Source organism: Paraburkholderia sp. BL10I2N1 (assembly GCF_004361815.1).
Classification (GTDB): domain Bacteria; phylum Pseudomonadota; class Gammaproteobacteria; order Burkholderiales; family Burkholderiaceae; genus Paraburkholderia.
This window is the reverse complement of the sequence record NZ_SNWA01000004.1, coordinates 331,427-347,740: the sequence shown is the minus strand read 5'-3', so window position 1 is coordinate 347,740 and position 16,314 is coordinate 331,427. Positions and strand designations below refer to the sequence as shown.

Genomic DNA, 16,314 nt, shown 5'->3' with positions numbered 1-16,314 from the left:
GGAAATCCTTGCTGGACGGGGCTCTGCGGGCGATGACCGCCAGAAATTGCACGAAAGGTACGAATACCCCGTATGGCGCCTCGATGCTCGAAGCGGCGACGCATTCGCTCGAAGCCAACGTCAGCCTTGCCCTGCTTCACGAGTTCGGCGGAGAAAACGACGAGAAGCTCATCAATGTCGCGATCGCTGCGTCCGTCAATCTGTACGGGACGCCGGAACTCGCGGCAGCACAAGCCGCACGCGAGGCCGGCAATGCACCCAACGCCATCCTGGCCGCCGCGGCCTCGATCATCGGGCCGAATCGGCAGCGCGCGGCGCGGGATGCCGCGAAATGGATGATCGAACGCTTCTCGGCAGCCGGCCTTACGAGTGCGCTCGACGAGAACTTCGACATCGCACGGATCGACATCAGCGGCTGCGAGCCGCTCTTTACCGACACCCGCGATTTGCGCGCCGAAGCGATGCTCGCGGGACTCGCCGAGCGTCGAGTCAGATCGGTCCTCGTGCGCTGGCTCACTTCCCAGCCCGCTCACCCGACGGCAGACGCTGTTCTGGCCGCGATCTCGATGACGCTGGCGTGGGGACCGCTGATGCGCAAGCGCGTTTCGCGCGTCACGGCCGAGAGCCTGCCCTGGTGGACCATGTTGTTCGGGACGCTGATCGGTGCATCGGCGGACGCCTCGCGACACAGTCCCGACGGGTTTTGCGGCTTTACCACGCAAGCGCTGCTGAACGAACGCAGCCTGACGGAAATCTGTTTTGCCGCGTTGCTCAACCTCGCGCCGGGCCTCAACGATCTGTTCGCCTGCAAGACGCTCGTCGGTCTTCTGCTCACCAACGGCCCAGGAGCCATCTCGGCGCAGGGAGCAAAGGGCGCGGTATCCGCTGACGGTCCGGAAAGCCCCGAGCGCGTGCAACTCAACAAGGCGCTGGTCGGTTTTCTCACCCATACAGGCTACACGCACGGCGGCAACGGCTATGAAGGCATCGCGTTCCTGATCGAAGCGTTCAGGGACAGCGGGCTTGCGGACCCGTCCGACCCCGCGCACGGTGCAGACCTGCGCTCGCTGGCCGAGCGCGCCGTCGAGCGCTATGCGCAGCACAAGGCGCGGCAGAAGCATGCCGGCAGCCTCGATATCGCGAAGCTGCCGGGCGTGAACCATCCCGTCTTCAAGGACAGGCCGGTCAACTACGATCCACGCGAGGTGTTCATCGCACAACTGTGCGAAAAGCGCGGGGAATATAACGTGTTCCATGCGTTCTATCGCGAACTGGTGCAGGTCTTGTTTGATGCCGGCGTCTCCCGCAATGTGTACTGCGTCAACGTCGATGCCGTGATCGCGGCGCTGCTGCTGAAGATGTTGTGGCAGCCGCTGCAACGTGGTGAATAGACTGAGACCGATCTGGAAACCGCCGCATTCACGATCTTCCTTTATCCCCGCATGCTCGGATGCGCGGCGGAAATCGACGATCATCTGAACCGGGGGCGCAACATGGACACCCGAACGCCCGCATCCCAGTGTCGCTTCGTAGCTTGAGCGATTCGCCGACATTGATAACCAACGAACATCAATCGTTCCGAAAATAGCACTTATCGTTTCGTGCGGTTCGGGCGAATATTCGACAAACAACAAATCGCCCGAACACCGCAAGTTCAAAATTCTGGAGACACCTCGATGCATCCCTCCTCATCCCCGCTGGCCCCCGGGCAATCGAAGGCTTCCGCCGTGCTACGCGTGACGGCAGGCAATTTCCTGGAGCAGTTTGACTTCTTCCTGTTCGGCTTCTATGCCACGCAGATTGCCGCGGTCTTTTTCCCGGCGGGGAGCGAGTTCGCTTCGCTAATGATGACGTTCGCAGTGTTCGGCGCGGGCTTCCTGATGCGGCCGCTCGGCGCGATCATCCTCGGCGCATATATCGACGATGTCGGTCGCCGCAAGGGCCTGATTGTCACGCTGTCGATCATGGCGAGCGGCACCATCCTGATCGCGTTCGTGCCCGGCTATGCGACGATCGGACTATTCGCCCCCGCCCTGGTTCTCATTGGCCGTCTGCTGCAGGGCTTCTCCGCGGGTGCGGAACTGGGCGGGGTATCGGTTTATCTCGCAGAGATGGCGACGCCGGGTCACAAGGGTTTCTTCACGAGCTGGCAGTCGGGGAGCCAGCAAGTGGCGATCGTCATCGCTGCCGCGCTCGGCTTCGCGCTCAATCAGTGGCTGGACACGGCGGCGATCGCCGCGTGGGGATGGCGCGTGCCGTTCTTCGTCGGCTGCATGATCGTGCCTTTTATCTTCATATTGCGGCGCAATCTCGAGGAAACGCAGGAATTCAAACAGCGCCAGCATCGCCCGAGCATGAAGGAAGTGTTTACGACGCTCGTGCAGAACTGGACCGTCGTAAGCGCGGGCGTGCTGCTGGTCGCCATGACCACCACGAGCTTCTATCTGATCACGGTGTATGCGCCGACCTTTGGCAAGACGGTCCTGCATCTGAGCACCGCCGATAGTCTGCTGGTCACGCTGTGCGTGGGCATCTCGAACTTCATCTGGCTGCCGATCGGCGGCGCGCTGTCGGACCGGATCGGACGCCGTCCGCTCCTTCTCGGAATGACGATCCTGGCGATTGCGACCGCCTACCCCGCGCTATCACTGCTGGCTCATGCGCCGAGCTTCGTCAACATGCTGCTTGTGCTGCTCTGGCTCTCGTTCATGTACGGCATGTATAACGGCGCGATGGTCGTCGCGCTCACCGAAGTGATGCCGGTCGAAGTGCGTGTCGCTGGATTCTCTTTGGCCTACAGCCTCGCGACGGCGGTCTTCGGTGGTTTCACGCCCGTTATCTCGACCGCGCTCATTCACATGACGGGCGACAAGGCCGCGCCAGGCTATTGGATGAGCTTCGCCGCGGTATGCGGGCTCGGTGCCACGCTCGCACTTTATCGGCGTCGTTCCGTTCCGCTGCGTGCGGCATCCTGAAGTATTGCCGCCCTTCTCGCACTTCAGACAGACATTCTTTCGAACATGAACTCCTTCCTTCTGAAATTCTGCGGCGCTGCGCTGCTCGGCTGCGCCGTGGCGGCGGCGAACGTGCAGGCCGCCGATCTGCACGTGATGAGCTCTGGCGGCTTCACCGCCGCCTACAAACTGCTCGGCCCGAAGTTTGCGGCGTCAACAGGTAATACGCTTGATACCGCGCTCGGCCCCTCGATGGGCAAGTCGCCGGAGGCCATTCCGAACCGGCTCCAGCGCGGCGAGCCTGCCGATGTGGTGATCATGGTCGGCTATGCGCTCGATGACCTCATCAAACAAGGCAAGGTGATCCCCGATTCGCGCGTCGAGCTCGCGGATTCACGCATCGGCATGGTCGTGCGCGATGGCGCGCCGAAGCCCGACATCGGGTCTGAGGCGGCGCTCAAGCAAACCTTGCTGCATGCCCGGTCGATCGCTTACTCGGATAGCGCGAGCGGCGTCTATATCGAGCGCGAGTTGTTCAAGCGTCTCGGCATCGAGGAACAGGTGAAGACCAAGGCGAAGATGATCCCGAAGATCCCGGTAGCGTCGGTGGTTGCAACCGGCGACTACGAAGTGGGATTTCAGCAGGTGAGCGAGTTGCTCCCGGTGAAGGGCGCGGCTTACGTCGGCAAGATTCCGGAGTCGATGCAGTCCGTCACCCGCTTTGCGGCCGGCATACCGGTCGGCGCGCAGCATCCGAAGGAGGCGAAAGCGCTGCTCGACTATCTCGCGTCGCCCGCCGTGCAGCCGGAGGTGACATCGACCGGGCTCGATTCCGTCGCCACGCATTGAGACGACGGCAACGACTCAGCCCGGCAGGTCGGCGGGCTGATCGAAGGCTTCTTCGGGCTCATGCGCCAGGCTCAATGCATCCTTCAGACGCGTTCGGTCGCAGGCGGCGCTCCCACATCGAGACGAAGATCACCGCGCAGGCGTTGCTGATCACGCTCGTCAGGGCACGCGCCTCGGACATAAAGCGATCGATGCCCACCAGTAACGCGACGCCTGCAACCGGCAGATCGGGAATGACAGCGAGCGTCGCGACGAGCGCAACCAGTCCGCTGCCCGATACGCCCGCCGCGCCCTTCGACGTGATCAGCATGACCAGGAGCATCGTCGCAATCTGGCCGCCCGAGAGGTGTACATCGCACGCTTGCGCGATGAACATCGAGGTGAGCGTCAGGTAGATCGCCGTGCCGTCGAGATTGAAGGAATAGCCGGCGGGCAGCACGAGACCCACGATGCCCTTGTCGCAGCCAAGCGCTTCGAGCTTGACGATGAGGCGCGGCAGCACCGGTTCGGTCGACGACGTCGCGAGCACGATGACGAGTTCCTCGCGAATGTAGCGCAGCAAACGCCAGAGGGAGAAGCGATGCAGGCTTGTGAGGGGACCGAGCACGCAGACGACGAACAGCAGGCACGCCGCATAGAACGACAACATCAGCATGCCGAGCGAGCCAATCGAATGGATGCCGAAACGGCCCACCGTGAACGCCATCGCGCCGAATGCCCCGACGGGGGCAAGCCGCATGATCAGCGCGAGGATGCGGAACAGCACGTGTGCGACGCTATCGATGAATTCCTGCCCTCGCCGGCCGGCGCTTCCGCCGGCGTTCAATGCGAAGCCGAACAGAATGGCAAGCAGCAGGACCGGCAGAACCTCGCCTTTCTCGAAGGCGCCGACGAGCGTCTCCGGAATCAGATGCAGTGCGAACTCGACGAGCCCGTGCGACTGCGTGCGCGTCGAATACTGCGCCAGAATGGCCGTGTCCAGATGATGCGCGTCGATGTGCAGTCCCGCACCCGGATGCAGCGCGAACGCGGTCGCGAGGCCCAGAACTAGCGCAACGATAGTGAGAACGTAGAACAACGCGAGCGCCTTCACGATGGTCCGGCCGATTTTCGAGCCGCTCGCAAGCGACGTGATACCCATGACGATCGTGCAGAAGACGATTGGCGCGATCATCATGCGAACCAGCGCGACGAACGCATCGCTGAGCGGTTTCAGCGACGCACCGACCTGTGGCCAGAAGTGGCCGACGGTCATGCCGATCCCCATTCCAAGCAGGACCTGGACGTAAAGCAGCCGGAATGGCCTTGGCAGTGTCATTTCGAGGTCTTCTTCACCGCGCGGGCCATGCCGCTGCGCTTCGTGTCGAGAATCGTCTGATAGAACTGCTGCGCGGCCGGCGCGAGCGGACGCCCCCGGCGTCTGACAATACCGACTCGCCTCGTCACGACCGGATCGACGAGCGGCACGCCGGTCAAAACCGGATGATCGCGTATGGGCATTGCCATTGAAGGCACCGCTGCCACACCGAGTCCCGCTTCGATCAGGCCGAGCATGGTGGTGACATGGCGAGTCTCGCAGACGCTCGGCACTGCCGGCGCCACGTTGGTCAACGCCTGATCGAGCAGCAGGCGGTTGCCGGAAGTCTTGTCCACGGATACATATTCGTGTTCATAAAGCTCGTTCCAGGTCACCTGCTTTTTCCGGGCAAGGGGATGATCGCGACGGCACGCGGCGACGAACCGTTCCTGCAGCAGAACCTTGAACTCGACCTCGGTTTCCTGGCTGCCCATGAAGCTGACGCCGAAATCGGCTTCACCGCTGATGACCGAGCCGAGCACTTCGTTGGCGCTCGAGTCCAGCAGCTTGACCCGGATACGCGGATAGCGGCTGTGATAGGCGGCAACGACGCTCGGCAGGAAATAGTAGGCGACCGACGGCACGCATGCGATGGTCACATGACCGAGGCGGCTGCTGGAGACGTCGCGAATACCGAGCAATGCGACATCGAGATCGTCGAGAAGTTGTTCCGCGCTTGGGGCGAACACGCGACCTATGGTGGTGAGCGTCACGCTGCGGGTGGTCCGCTCGAAGAGCCGCACGCCGAGCGCCGCTTCGAGCTTCTCGATGCGCCGGCTCAGCGCTGGCTGGGAAATATTGACCGACTCCGCTGCTTTGCGGAAGCTTCCCAACTCCACGACGGCTCGAAACGCCTGCAGATCGTTCAGGTCGAAGTTGACACCCACAGGACATTCTCCGCATTTTCGATGTCGCTATTTTGCATGATGCGGGTGAAAGCGCCCATCGAGGACAACACTCGGTGATAGCGCGCGAGGGCCTACCGGAGTCGGGATCAAGGGTTGACCCGAACGATCACTCGACGAGACGCGATAGTCGAATACACGGCACGGCACCGCTGGTGCGAAGAAGAGTTGGACATGCCGCGATGCGGCCGACTGCTGCGCGACTGCGAACGCGTAATCGGGGGTTATCGTCCTTGTCGTGGGGGTATGTAGCGGTGCCCCCGCACAGCCGCCTGCGGCAACGCTCCGAGGCTCTGCGGGTTTCGCGTAACGCCCGATTCTGTAAGTCTTCGACCAACATCGATTTTTAGGACCTAACCGCCAGTTTTCGCACGAGAAAGACGTTGACCCCGAAAACGCATTGATCGCGTAAACAGATCAACGCACTGAGATCGGGTGACAGATAGGTCACTGCGCGACGACGCCGTATCTGGACTGCAATCCCCGAATTGGATACAGTGCACATCGTCGCTGTTCCTCCGCTGCAAGGCACGATAGCTATCCTGACGCCGGGAGCCAAATCGTGAAATCAGGTGGAAGTCCGACTGGCCACTTCCCACACGCGACGCAGCCGCAGGATGTCGGGGAGTCCGAAGTCCCACACGTTCGGCGCCGCAAGCCCTCTTTTTTTCGCGACTTCAGTAGCAATTTGCAGCGCAGAAGACCGTTCTCTCAAAAGCGACGACAACGCATCCACCAGCAAGGTGTAGTCAGCCTCTGTGACGTCCGGGCTGTCGGACGATTGGGTCATGGGCATGTGGCACCTCCGTCTAAAAACGGTATCGATTCTCGAACCGTAAAATGGCCTTCGCATCTCGGGGGACTCGCCTGCTTTCACATGACAGCGCCGAGTTGCCACGGAACAAACTCGCTGTCTCCCATGCCATGCTGCTCGCTACAGGTTTTTCTTCCTGACGCCGTGTCCAGCATCAACTGGAATATCTGGGCTCCAGCCTGAGCAATGCCAAACGTTCCATCAACGATCGCTCCACAGTTGAAATCCATATCCATACTCATCTGCTCGAACATCCGGGTGTTCGTGGCGAGCTTCAGCGAGGGCGTCGGTTTGCACCCGTACACTGACCCACGGCCCGTGGTGAAACAGATCAGGTTCGCCCCGCCAGCGACCTGCCCCGTCGCCGATACCGGGTCATAGCCAGGGGTGTCCATGAAAACCAGTCCGTGCTGCGTGACGGCTTCGGCGTATTCATACACCTCCATCAAACCCGTACTGCCGCCCTTGGCGACCGCACCCAGTGATTTTTCCAGAATGGTCGTAATCCCTCCGGCCTTATTGCCCGGCGAGGGATTGTTGTTCATGTCACCGTGATGGGTGCGCGTATACGCTTCCCACCAGCGCAGCTTTCCCAATAGCTTGTCCGCCACCCGTGGCGAGGCCGCACGCGACGTCAGCAGGTGCTCCGCACCATATATCTCCGGCGTTTCGGACAGTATGGCCGTTCCTCCATTGCGCACCAGAAGATCAACGGCGCAACCCAGTGCGGGATTGGCGCTGATCCCCGAGTACCCGTCCGAACCGCCGCACTGCAGCCCGACTTTCAGGTGCGCGGCCGACACGGTACTGCGGATCGCGCGATCGGCGAGCGTCAGCATGTTGCCGACGATCTCGATGCCCCTTTGAATGGTTTCACGCGTTCCGCCCTCTTCCTGAATCGTCAGCGTGGCGATCAACCCGTCTTCTCTGCCCGCCAAGGTATCGACCAACGGCGCGATCTGATTCACTTCGCAGCCGAGGCCGACCAGCAACACGCCTGCGAAGTTGGGATTGTTCGCGTACCCGCGCAAGGTACGGCGCAGCAATTCGATACCCTCGCCTGACCCGGCCATGCCGCAGCCGCTGCCATGTGTGATAGCCACGACTCCGTCGACTGATGGAAACGCCTTGAGCGCATTGTCCTTAAAGGCCTCGCCGATATGCCGGCATACGGTTGCCGAGCAATTTACGCTCGCGATCACGCCGATAAAGTTTCGTGTACCAACGTCTCCATTGGCTCGCACATATCCCCGAAACGTTGCCGGCGAGCCGTTCACTTCAGTCGCTTCGAAAGCGCTACCGCTGGTGGGTTCGTGACCGACCGCGCTCATCCCGACGTTATGGGTATGAACATGCTCCCCTGCCTCAATATCGCGCATCGCGACACCGATGACCTGCCCGTACTTCAGAACGGCAACGCCCTTTTCAATGAGGCGTACAGCCACTTTGTGGCCAGACGGGATCGACGCACGCGTGCGCAACGTCGCCGCTCCGAGATTCACCTCGACCCCGGCCGGCACAGCGTGACGTGCGACCGCGACATTGTCCTGTTCGCGCAGGAGAATAAAAGAGTCCGATTCCATGTTCATGACTTTCCCGAGGCAGTTCCTAAACCGATGCGACGCGCTCCAGCATCGCGCGTATTCGCAGCGGCCCAGGCTTCACGCCGAGTTTGTCGGCAAGTTGCACCAGTGGCAGAAAACGCCGCTGCAATTTTTCTGTGTGATTCTGCGCGATGTCCGCTATCCGGTGCTCAAGGAACGGATTGAGCAGGCGATCACGTAGCTCGACGAGATAGGTCAGAGCCTGCTCGCGGTGGCCCAGCGCCGCAAATGTCGAGAGCACGTCTTCTGCCCAGACAGTTTCCAGGCCGGCGCGCAGGATCGGGTCGTTCATTGCCTGACATACGGTCTCGTCAACCGGCCTGCGGTCCTCCAGCCAGCGCTCCGCCAGATAGCTATGACCGAGATTGAGCAGGAACAGCTTCAGACGCTCGAAGCGCTGCAGGTCGTCAGTCAAAACGATGTTCTCGTGTGTGCAGGGTAGAACCAGTCCCGATTGCTGCTCGATCGCCCAAAGCGCATACGGTTCGGCAACTGCGCCTACCGGTTCAATCGCCTGCGAAACAATGCGGTCGACGAGCGAATTGGCCCATATGCAATGCGTTCGAAGGTAGGTAGTGAACGGCTCCGGCAACCGCCACTTTGCCGCGAGAGTCACAACAAGTTCGCGCAGCGTATCGCCGTTCTTGACAACGAGTTCGCATGGAAAAAGGGAGAGCGGCGCATCAGGGTTTCGTTCCCAACGGGCATGCAGCAACGTCAGCAGCTTGGCCGGAAAGCTATGTGGCACGCACTCCGGGTGAGTCACGAGCGCCGCGGTATCCCGGTCATCAAGACAGAATCCCCTGTCCCCCGTATTGGAAACAATCACTTCGACGTGTTCTGCTACGGCGTCCCGCACCTGTGCCCAATGAGTCTCGGCGTGCCATGCTGCGCGCACCGCGTTGCCGCTCAGCATCTCGTCCACCGGCACTCCGCGGCGCATACCTCGAATCCGTACCGGATATGGCCCGCCCTCTGCCAGCGCCGCAATTCGCTTCTGACTGGACTCGCTGCTGGTGGTCTGCACGACCGTGATGCCACCGAGCGCGGCGCCCCGTGTCATGGCTTCCGAAACAAACAGGTCGACATGCGCCTGAAGAAAGCGGCTAGTGCCGAACTGGAGAATTGGCTGGCTCATGGCAAATATCCGATATGCGTCAGAGTCAGCATTCGACGATGGCTTTCACTACGCCCGCGGACGGCTCGAGCAGTTTCGAAAATTCCGCAGGGACATCGGCAAGTTTCATCCGGTGCGTGTTGAGTGCCGCATCGGGCACCTGGCCGGCGCGCATGGCCCTGAGCACCGTTTCGAAATCCTCCGCAGTCGCATTGCGGCTTCCAATCAGGGTGGCTTCGCGCTTGTGGAACTCCGGATCAGAGAAAGTGATCTTGTCTCGCACCACGGAGATCAGCACGTATTTTCCGCCGTGCGCAATAAACTCGAAGCCACGCTCCATGGCAGAGGGATTGCCCGTCGCATCGAAGACCACATCGAAGAATTCACCGTCGGTGAGTCTCGTCAGCTCGTCGACGTCGGCATCACCGATCTGCACGGTAGCCGCCACTTCGATTTGCCCGGCGCAGAAATTCAGACGATCGAGCCGTGTATCGAGTGCCGTCACCGTGGCCCCGCGCAGGCGTGAGAAGATCATTGCGGCCATACCGATCGGACCCGCACCGACTACCAGCACGCGCTGTCCAGTCTGAACGTCTGCGCGCCGAACCGCGTGCGCGCCAATGGCGAGAAACTCGATCATTGCCGCCTGATCGAGTGTGATTCCTTCAGCCTTGTGAACGAACTGACGGGGCAAACTTAGATACTCCGTCAATGCGCCATCCCGATGCACGCCCAATACCTGAATATTCACGCAGCAATTCGTTTTTCCGTTCCTGCAGGCAATGCACTGACCGCATGACAGATAGGGCATCACGTAGACCGGGTCGCCGACGGTCAGGCCGGAATCCGCATCGGCTTCTTCGACCGTCCCCGACAGTTCGTGTCCCATCACGCGAGGGTAGGCGAGAAATGGTTGATTGCCGGTAAAAATGTGCAGGTCAGTGCCGCATACGCCGACGCGTCGCACTCGTAGCAACACTTCGCCGCGGTCGCGCAATGGCCTTGCGCGCGTCTCAGCGCGTAGTACGCCAGGAGTTTCACAAATAACAGTGAGCATGAGGTTTCCTTTTTCAGGTGCGGAACCCGCGAAGCCATGGTGCGGTTTCGATGCGAGTTCGATTAATTCGTCTCTTGGCGGCGAGGTCAACGAGTGCGATGTCGGGACAACACTATTCGAGGTAAAAGACCTGTTCCATCCGTGCCCAGTGTTCCGACGACGCACGGCTCGGCAACGGCTTCTGGCACGGACTGCACAAGCTCCACCAACGTTGTGTTTCCGGGTCGCCCGCGATCTCGGCCATATCGCTTTCATAGTCTGTCCCAACGTATTCCCAGTAACCGAACAACAGGTTCTCGGGCTCCCGCAGGAAAATCGAGTAGCGGGTGACATTCGAGCGTTTCAGGCGATCGAGCACCGTCGGCCACACCTGCGCATGCAGGCGTTTGTATTCGTCGATGTGCTGCGGATCGATACCGATGACCATTCCCATTTGTTGCATCACACTCTCCCTATTCTTCGAGCCGGTAGAAGCGATAAGCATTGCCGCCGAATACAGCGTCTTTGTCCTCATCGCCCGCATACCGGTCACAGTAGTCTTCACAGGCGGCAAGCCAACCAGCGTAGTCGCCCAAATGTGTCGCGAGCCGCTGGACAGGCCAGTCACTTCCCCACAGAAGACGGCGCGGGCCGAACAGCGAAAATAGCGTCTCCACATAGGGCTCGAAAGCAGCAACGCCAATATCTGGCGGCGCTTCCGTCCATAAGCCGGACAGCTTGCAATGTACATTTTCGAGTCTGGCCAGATCTGCCATGTCGGTTCGCCACGGCTCCAGTTGGCCGATAGCGATCAGTGGCTTGGCCGCATGATTGCCAGAAATGGTGATGTGCGTCGATACGCAGGCTCACTGGACCCCCTCGGCCACAGGTGCGGTGTCTGCAATCAGACCATTCGACTTCAGTTCTTGCCACAATCCGGCCGGCAGCGCCTGCTCAAACCACGCGACGTTCTGCCGGAGTTGTTCGACACTGCGCGCGCCCACCACGCACGACACAACCGCGGGATGCGCAAGCGGAAACTGCAGTGCCGCAGCGGGTAACGGAACCTCGAATTCGCGGCAAACATCAGCCAGCCGATGGACGCGCGACACGACACCGGCGGGGGCGTCCCCGTAATTGAACTTGCCATTACCTGCCAGCACGCCGGAATTGAACACGCCGCCGACCACGATCGAATTTCCGTGCCGCACGCAATCGTCGAGAAACGGAGAGAGACAATCCTGCTCGAGGAGCGTATAACGGCCCGCGAGTAACGTCACATCGAGCTGTATCTCCTGCATGGCGTCATGCACCACCTGCCATTCATTCACGCCAAGGCCGATGGCTTTGACCAGCCCTGCACTACGCAGCGTGTCGAGTGCGAGAAAGCCCCCTCCCTCGGTCAGCTGTTTCCAGAATTCGACGTTTGCATCCCCATGCGTCATCCGACCGACGTCATGCACATACAGCAGATCGATCTGCGGAAAGCCGAGACGCTGCTGGCTGTCTTCGAAAGACCGCATGACGCCATCGAAGCTGTAGTCGTAATGCGGCCGGAAAGGAAGCGGCTCGGCCCACCCGTCGTCGCCGCATTGAACAGTCGGGTCCGGCCGAAGAAGCCTGCCCACTTTCGTACTCAGCACGAACTCGTTGCGTGGCCGCGCTGACAACGCGTCGCCCACGCGGCGCTCCGAAAGCGTGTACCCGTAGAACGGCGCAGTGTCGAAGTAGCGCAGACCAAGCGACCATGCTTCGTCCATCAGTGCGCGCGCCTGTTGCGGCGGCATCGTGCGATACAGGCCGCCAAGTTGCGAACAACCCATGCCGAGTGCGCTCAGTTGCACGTCGCCGCGCGACAGATCACGAAGATCACCTGCTTTCATCAGAAATTCCGCCTCCACCGACTCGTTGCTCGATGTTCAACGCCTTACAGCGCGTCCCGAACGGCACGGCCCTTAAGGGCGGACTACGCCCTCTGCGTCGTCCGCGCCGCCCTTCAATACAACACGTTCTTCGCGACGGGCTGATCGATGTTGTCCTTCTCGACCATCACGACACCGGTATCCAGTTGCTTTGCGACCGGTTTGTGGTCGATGACATCCACCGCCGTTTTGACGCCCTTGTAGCCCATCTGATACGAGCCCTGAACAGCGATGGCCTGGATGGTTCCGTCCTTGACGAAGCCCTGGAGGTCCTGGTTGCCGTCAAAGCCGATCGCGACGACCTTGCCCGCTTTCCCGGACTGCGCCAACGCGCGCCCCATCCCCACAGCAGTCGGTTCATTCGCACCGAAGATGCCCTTCAGATCCGGATTGGCCGACAGCACGTCGGTCGTCTGATTGAGCGCGGTCGCCATCTGCGACTGCGAGTAGAACGGTCCGACAATCTGCAGCTTCGAGTGCTGCGCGAGATACTTCCTGAACCCACCCACGCGGCCAATCTCGGAACCCGCGCCGGCGACGTACGACATCACAGCGACTTTCCCCGTCTGTCCGACACGGTCGATCATCGCTTTCGCGCACAACTCACCGGCCTTGGCGTTATCGGTCGAGAGAAACGACTGGTAATACTGCTTGCCGGAATCGGACACGAGCGAATCGATCAGGACAACCGGAATTTTTGCCTCCCAGGCCTTCTTCATAGCCGGGACCAGTGCGTCGGGATCGGACGGCGCGAGCACGATCGCCGCGACATGCCGGTTCACCGCGTTCTCGACCATATTGACCTCGTCGGCCACGGCGGACTCGGTCGCCGGTCCCTGAAACGTCATCGTGTAGCCGTTCAGCCCTTTCATGCCCTCCGTTGCACCCTTTTGCACGTTCTGCCAAAAATTCGAGTTGGCCGTCTTGACAATCACGGCGATCTCTCCGCTCGCCGCATTCGCATGCACCGTCACAGCGGTCAAAAGTGCGGCGGCCAATGCCAGATACGTCTTTCTCATGTCTCACTCCTTGGGTTGGTGATTGCACTGCTTTGTTGGACTTCTCGAATAGCATCATTCGATGTGCTTTATCGACGGTTTCTGATCTGGTCGATCCAGACCGTGCCGAGAATGACCAGTCCGATGATGATCTGCTGGATAAAACTAGATACGCCGTTCATATTCAGGCCGTTGCGCAGTACGCCAATGACGAATGCACCGATAGCCGTACCGGAGATCGTGCCGACACCGCCCATCAGCGAGGTGCCGCCAATCACGGCACTGGCGATCGCATCGAGTTCGTACATGACGCCTTCGTTCGGTTGCGCCGTGACGAGGCGCGACATCAGCACGCAGCCCGTCAGACCGGCGAGCACGCCGGACAGCACATAGGTAATCAAAGTGACGCGGCGGACGTTGACGCCGGAGAGCCGCGCGGCTTCGGCGTTCGATCCGACTGCGTAGATGTGGCGGCCAAGCGAGGTACGCGTCAGCATGATCGACACGGCCACCGCCAGCACGACCATGATGATCACGGGATATGGAATCCCCGGAAATACCGTATCGGGGAACCCGTCAGCCCCGATGTGCGAGATGCGGAACAACGCGCCATTTCCGAGTTCGCCGAACGCGTCGCCAAGTCCCGAAACCGGGCGCGCGCCAGTGATCTGAAGCGCGAGACCACGCGCGACCAGCATCATGCCGAGCGTGGCGATAAAAGGCGGCAGACCCATACGCGTGACGCACAGGCCATTAACGAATCCACATAGGCCGCCCACCACGACGCCGCCGAGCATGCCGAGAGGAATCGGCACGCCAGCCTTGACGAGCAACGCGGCGACCACACCAGACAGCGCGAGTACGGAACCCACGGACAGGTCGATTCCGCCAGTAATGATCACGCAGGTTGCCGCGACGCCGAGATAGGCAATCGACGTCACCTGCAAGGCCACTGTCATGCCATTGTCGACCGAGAAGAAAGCGGAACTGGTCAATGAAAAGACGACCACCAGCATGATCAGACTGCCGAGCGCGGCAAATTTCTGAATCAGGTCGCGACGCCGGAGCTTCGCGCTGGTGTCGACAGTAGTGGTCTGTTCGGATGTTATTTCAAGCATGATTTCGTCCCGATGCGAAGTGCATGATTTCTTCCTGATTGGTGTGGCGCGTCTCCAGGATCGTGGCGATCCGGCCTTCGTGGAATACCGCGACGCGATCGGACATGCCGAGAATTTCAGGCAATTCCGAACTGATCAGCACGACGCCGATGCCCTGCGCGGCGAGCTGATCCATCAGCGTATAGATCGCGTATTTCGCGCCGACATCGATGCCGCGCGTGGGCTCGTCGAAAAACAGAATCTTCGAATCGCGAAACAGCCATTTGCCGATGACAACCTTCTGCTGATTGCCGCCGGACAGGTTGCGCGTGAGTTGATGAACCGTCGGCGTGCGGATCCCGAGCGTTTCGACGTAACGCCGTGCGATGGCCGTTTCTTCGGCAAAGCGGATGAAGCCCGCGCGCCCCGACACCGCTTCGATATTGGCCAGCGTGATGTTGGTCGCGACCGGCATCTTCAGCGCGAGGCCGTCGCTCTTGCGGTCTTCCGACAGATACGCGATACCGTGGCGAATCGCATCGATAGGCGAGCGGATCGAGACGCGCTCGCTCCCGATATGAATCTCGCCGCCGTCCGGTTGGTCGGCACCAAAAATCGCCCGTGCCACTTCGGTCCGGCCTGCGCCCATCAAACCGGCGAAGCCGAGAATCTCGCCTCGCCTCAGTTCGAACGAAACCGGCCCGAATGCCGGTGCGCGCGACAGATTGTCGACACGCAGCAGCACGTCCTGCGTCGGAACCGAGCGGCGCGGCGGGTACGCATCATTCAGCGCCCGGCCGACCATCCGCGCAACGATCTCGTCCATGCTGGTCGTCGCGAAATCGTCCGTTGAAATGTGGTGTCCGTCGCGCAGCACCGTCACGCGGTCGACGATCTGCTTCATTTCATCGAGACGATGAGAGATGTAGACGATGCCGACCCCGCTCTCGCGCAACTCCTTGATGATCCGGAACAGGTGCATGGTTTCGGATTCCGTGAGCGACGAAGTGGGTTCGTCCATGATCAGCACCTGGGCGTCGAGCGAGAGAGCCTTGGCGATTTCGACCATCTGTTGCTGGGCGATCGAAAGCGTCCCCACCTGCCTGGTGGGCGGCAACGACAATCCGATGCGGGCGAGCGCGCGCTGGGCGTTCCCATTCAGTTGTGCCCGGTCGATGAACGGCCCGCGTTTGGGCTCGCGTGCGAGGTAGATGTTTTCCGCAACCGAAAGGTGCGGCACCAGATTCAGTTCCTGGTGAATGATCGCAATGCCTGCTTCCTGTGCCTCGAGTGACGACGCGAACCGCCTTTCCATGCCGCGAAAAACGATCGTGCCTGCATCCGGCTGGTATTGACCGCTGACGATTTTCATCAGCGTCGACTTGCCGGCGCCGTTTTCGCCGCAAATCGCATGGACTTCGCCGCGGCGCAGTTCGAAGTGCACGTCCTCCAGTGCAACGACACCGGGAAAGCGCTTGCCCAGCCCGCTGAGTTTCAATAGCTCCGGGGGTTCCTTCGAAGCGGAGCCGTCCACCGCGCGGGGGGCCAGTTCAGCGCTCAAATCTGTCACGCGTGTCTCCTTCCTTGAATGCGGCGCTGGTGCTGGTCAGGCCAATATGAGGCAGATTAGAGAATAAAAACCACATTTGGTCAAGCCAATT

The 16,314-nt window shown here is 60.8% G+C and carries 13 protein-coding genes and 2 pseudogenes; 3 read left to right on the top strand and 12 right to left on the bottom strand.

What is annotated here, in order from left to right; translation table 11 throughout:
- Positions 1-62 precede the first annotated feature (62 nt).
- From B0G77_RS42930 to B0G77_RS42920, 3 genes and pseudogenes are all read left to right on the top strand, one after another.
- Positions 63-1,538 (top strand): annotated as a pseudogene (locus tag B0G77_RS42930) (CoA-binding protein); the annotation flags it as partial.
- 138 nt (positions 1,539-1,676) lie between these two features.
- Positions 1,677-2,975: an MFS transporter gene (locus tag B0G77_RS42925; protein ID WP_133667903.1), complete on the top strand. Its 1,299-nt coding sequence runs from the start codon at positions 1,677-1,679 to the stop codon at positions 2,973-2,975.
- Between the two features lie 45 nt (positions 2,976-3,020).
- Positions 3,021-3,803 (top strand): substrate-binding domain-containing protein, encoded by a 783-nt coding sequence (locus B0G77_RS42920; RefSeq protein ID WP_133667902.1) that lies wholly within the window; start codon positions 3,021-3,023, stop codon positions 3,801-3,803.
- 15 nt (positions 3,804-3,818) lie between these two features.
- Here the strand turns inward: B0G77_RS42920 and dctA are convergent.
- The 12 genes and pseudogenes from dctA to B0G77_RS42860 all read right to left on the bottom strand — a co-directional run bounded on the left by dctA (position 3,819) and on the right by B0G77_RS42860 (position 16,214).
- A pseudogene (dctA, locus tag B0G77_RS42915) lies at positions 3,819-5,121 on the bottom strand (C4-dicarboxylate transporter DctA).
- Positions 5,118-6,047 carry a LysR family transcriptional regulator gene (locus B0G77_RS42910; protein WP_133667900.1) on the bottom strand — a complete coding sequence of 310 codons (930 nt, stop codon included), beginning with the start codon at positions 6,045-6,047 and terminating at the stop codon, positions 5,118-5,120. Before B0G77_RS42910 ends, dctA begins: the two are co-directional and overlap by 4 nt.
- Positions 6,048-6,633: 586 nt before the next feature.
- A complete protein-coding gene (locus tag B0G77_RS42905; RefSeq protein ID WP_133667899.1) occupies positions 6,634-6,861 on the bottom strand; it encodes a hypothetical protein in 228 nt (75 codons plus the stop codon).
- Positions 6,862-6,938: 77 nt separating this feature from the next.
- Complete coding sequence (locus B0G77_RS42900) at positions 6,939-8,462, bottom strand: altronate dehydratase family protein (protein WP_208116608.1); 1,524 nt, start codon at positions 8,460-8,462, stop codon at positions 6,939-6,941.
- 25 nt (positions 8,463-8,487) lie between these two features.
- Positions 8,488-9,621 (bottom strand): mannitol dehydrogenase family protein, encoded by a 1,134-nt coding sequence (locus B0G77_RS42895; protein ID WP_133667897.1) that lies wholly within the window; start codon positions 9,619-9,621, stop codon positions 8,488-8,490.
- 25 nt (positions 9,622-9,646) lie between these two features.
- On the bottom strand, positions 9,647-10,657 hold the full coding sequence (locus tag B0G77_RS42890) for a zinc-binding alcohol dehydrogenase family protein (RefSeq protein ID WP_133667896.1): 1,011 nt from the start codon (positions 10,655-10,657) through the stop codon (positions 9,647-9,649).
- 112 nt (positions 10,658-10,769) lie between these two features.
- Positions 10,770-11,099, bottom strand: coding sequence for an L-rhamnose mutarotase (locus B0G77_RS42885; RefSeq protein ID WP_133667895.1), 330 nt, complete (start codon positions 11,097-11,099; stop codon positions 10,770-10,772).
- 10 nt (positions 11,100-11,109) lie between these two features.
- Positions 11,110-11,478: an amidohydrolase family protein gene (locus tag B0G77_RS42880; RefSeq protein ID WP_279571403.1), complete on the bottom strand. Its 369-nt coding sequence runs from the start codon at positions 11,476-11,478 to the stop codon at positions 11,110-11,112.
- A gap of 24 nt (positions 11,479-11,502) precedes the next feature.
- On the bottom strand, positions 11,503-12,519 hold the full coding sequence (locus B0G77_RS42875) for an aldo/keto reductase (RefSeq protein ID WP_133667894.1): 1,017 nt from the start codon (positions 12,517-12,519) through the stop codon (positions 11,503-11,505).
- A 113-nt stretch (positions 12,520-12,632) separates the two neighbouring features.
- Entirely contained in the window at positions 12,633-13,577 is a 945-nt protein-coding gene (locus B0G77_RS42870) for an ABC transporter substrate-binding protein (protein WP_133667893.1), read from the bottom strand.
- Between the two features lie 68 nt (positions 13,578-13,645).
- Positions 13,646-14,674, bottom strand: a complete 1,029-nt coding sequence (locus B0G77_RS42865) for an ABC transporter permease (protein ID WP_133667892.1) — start codon at positions 14,672-14,674, stop codon at positions 13,646-13,648.
- The gene (locus B0G77_RS42860) at positions 14,667-16,214 is read right to left on the bottom strand and encodes a sugar ABC transporter ATP-binding protein (protein WP_243751551.1); all 1,548 of its coding nucleotides are present in this window, start codon (positions 16,212-16,214) and stop codon (positions 14,667-14,669) included. The genes B0G77_RS42865 and B0G77_RS42860 overlap by 8 nt, the downstream gene beginning before the upstream one ends.
- Between the last annotated feature and the right edge of the window lie 100 nt (positions 16,215-16,314).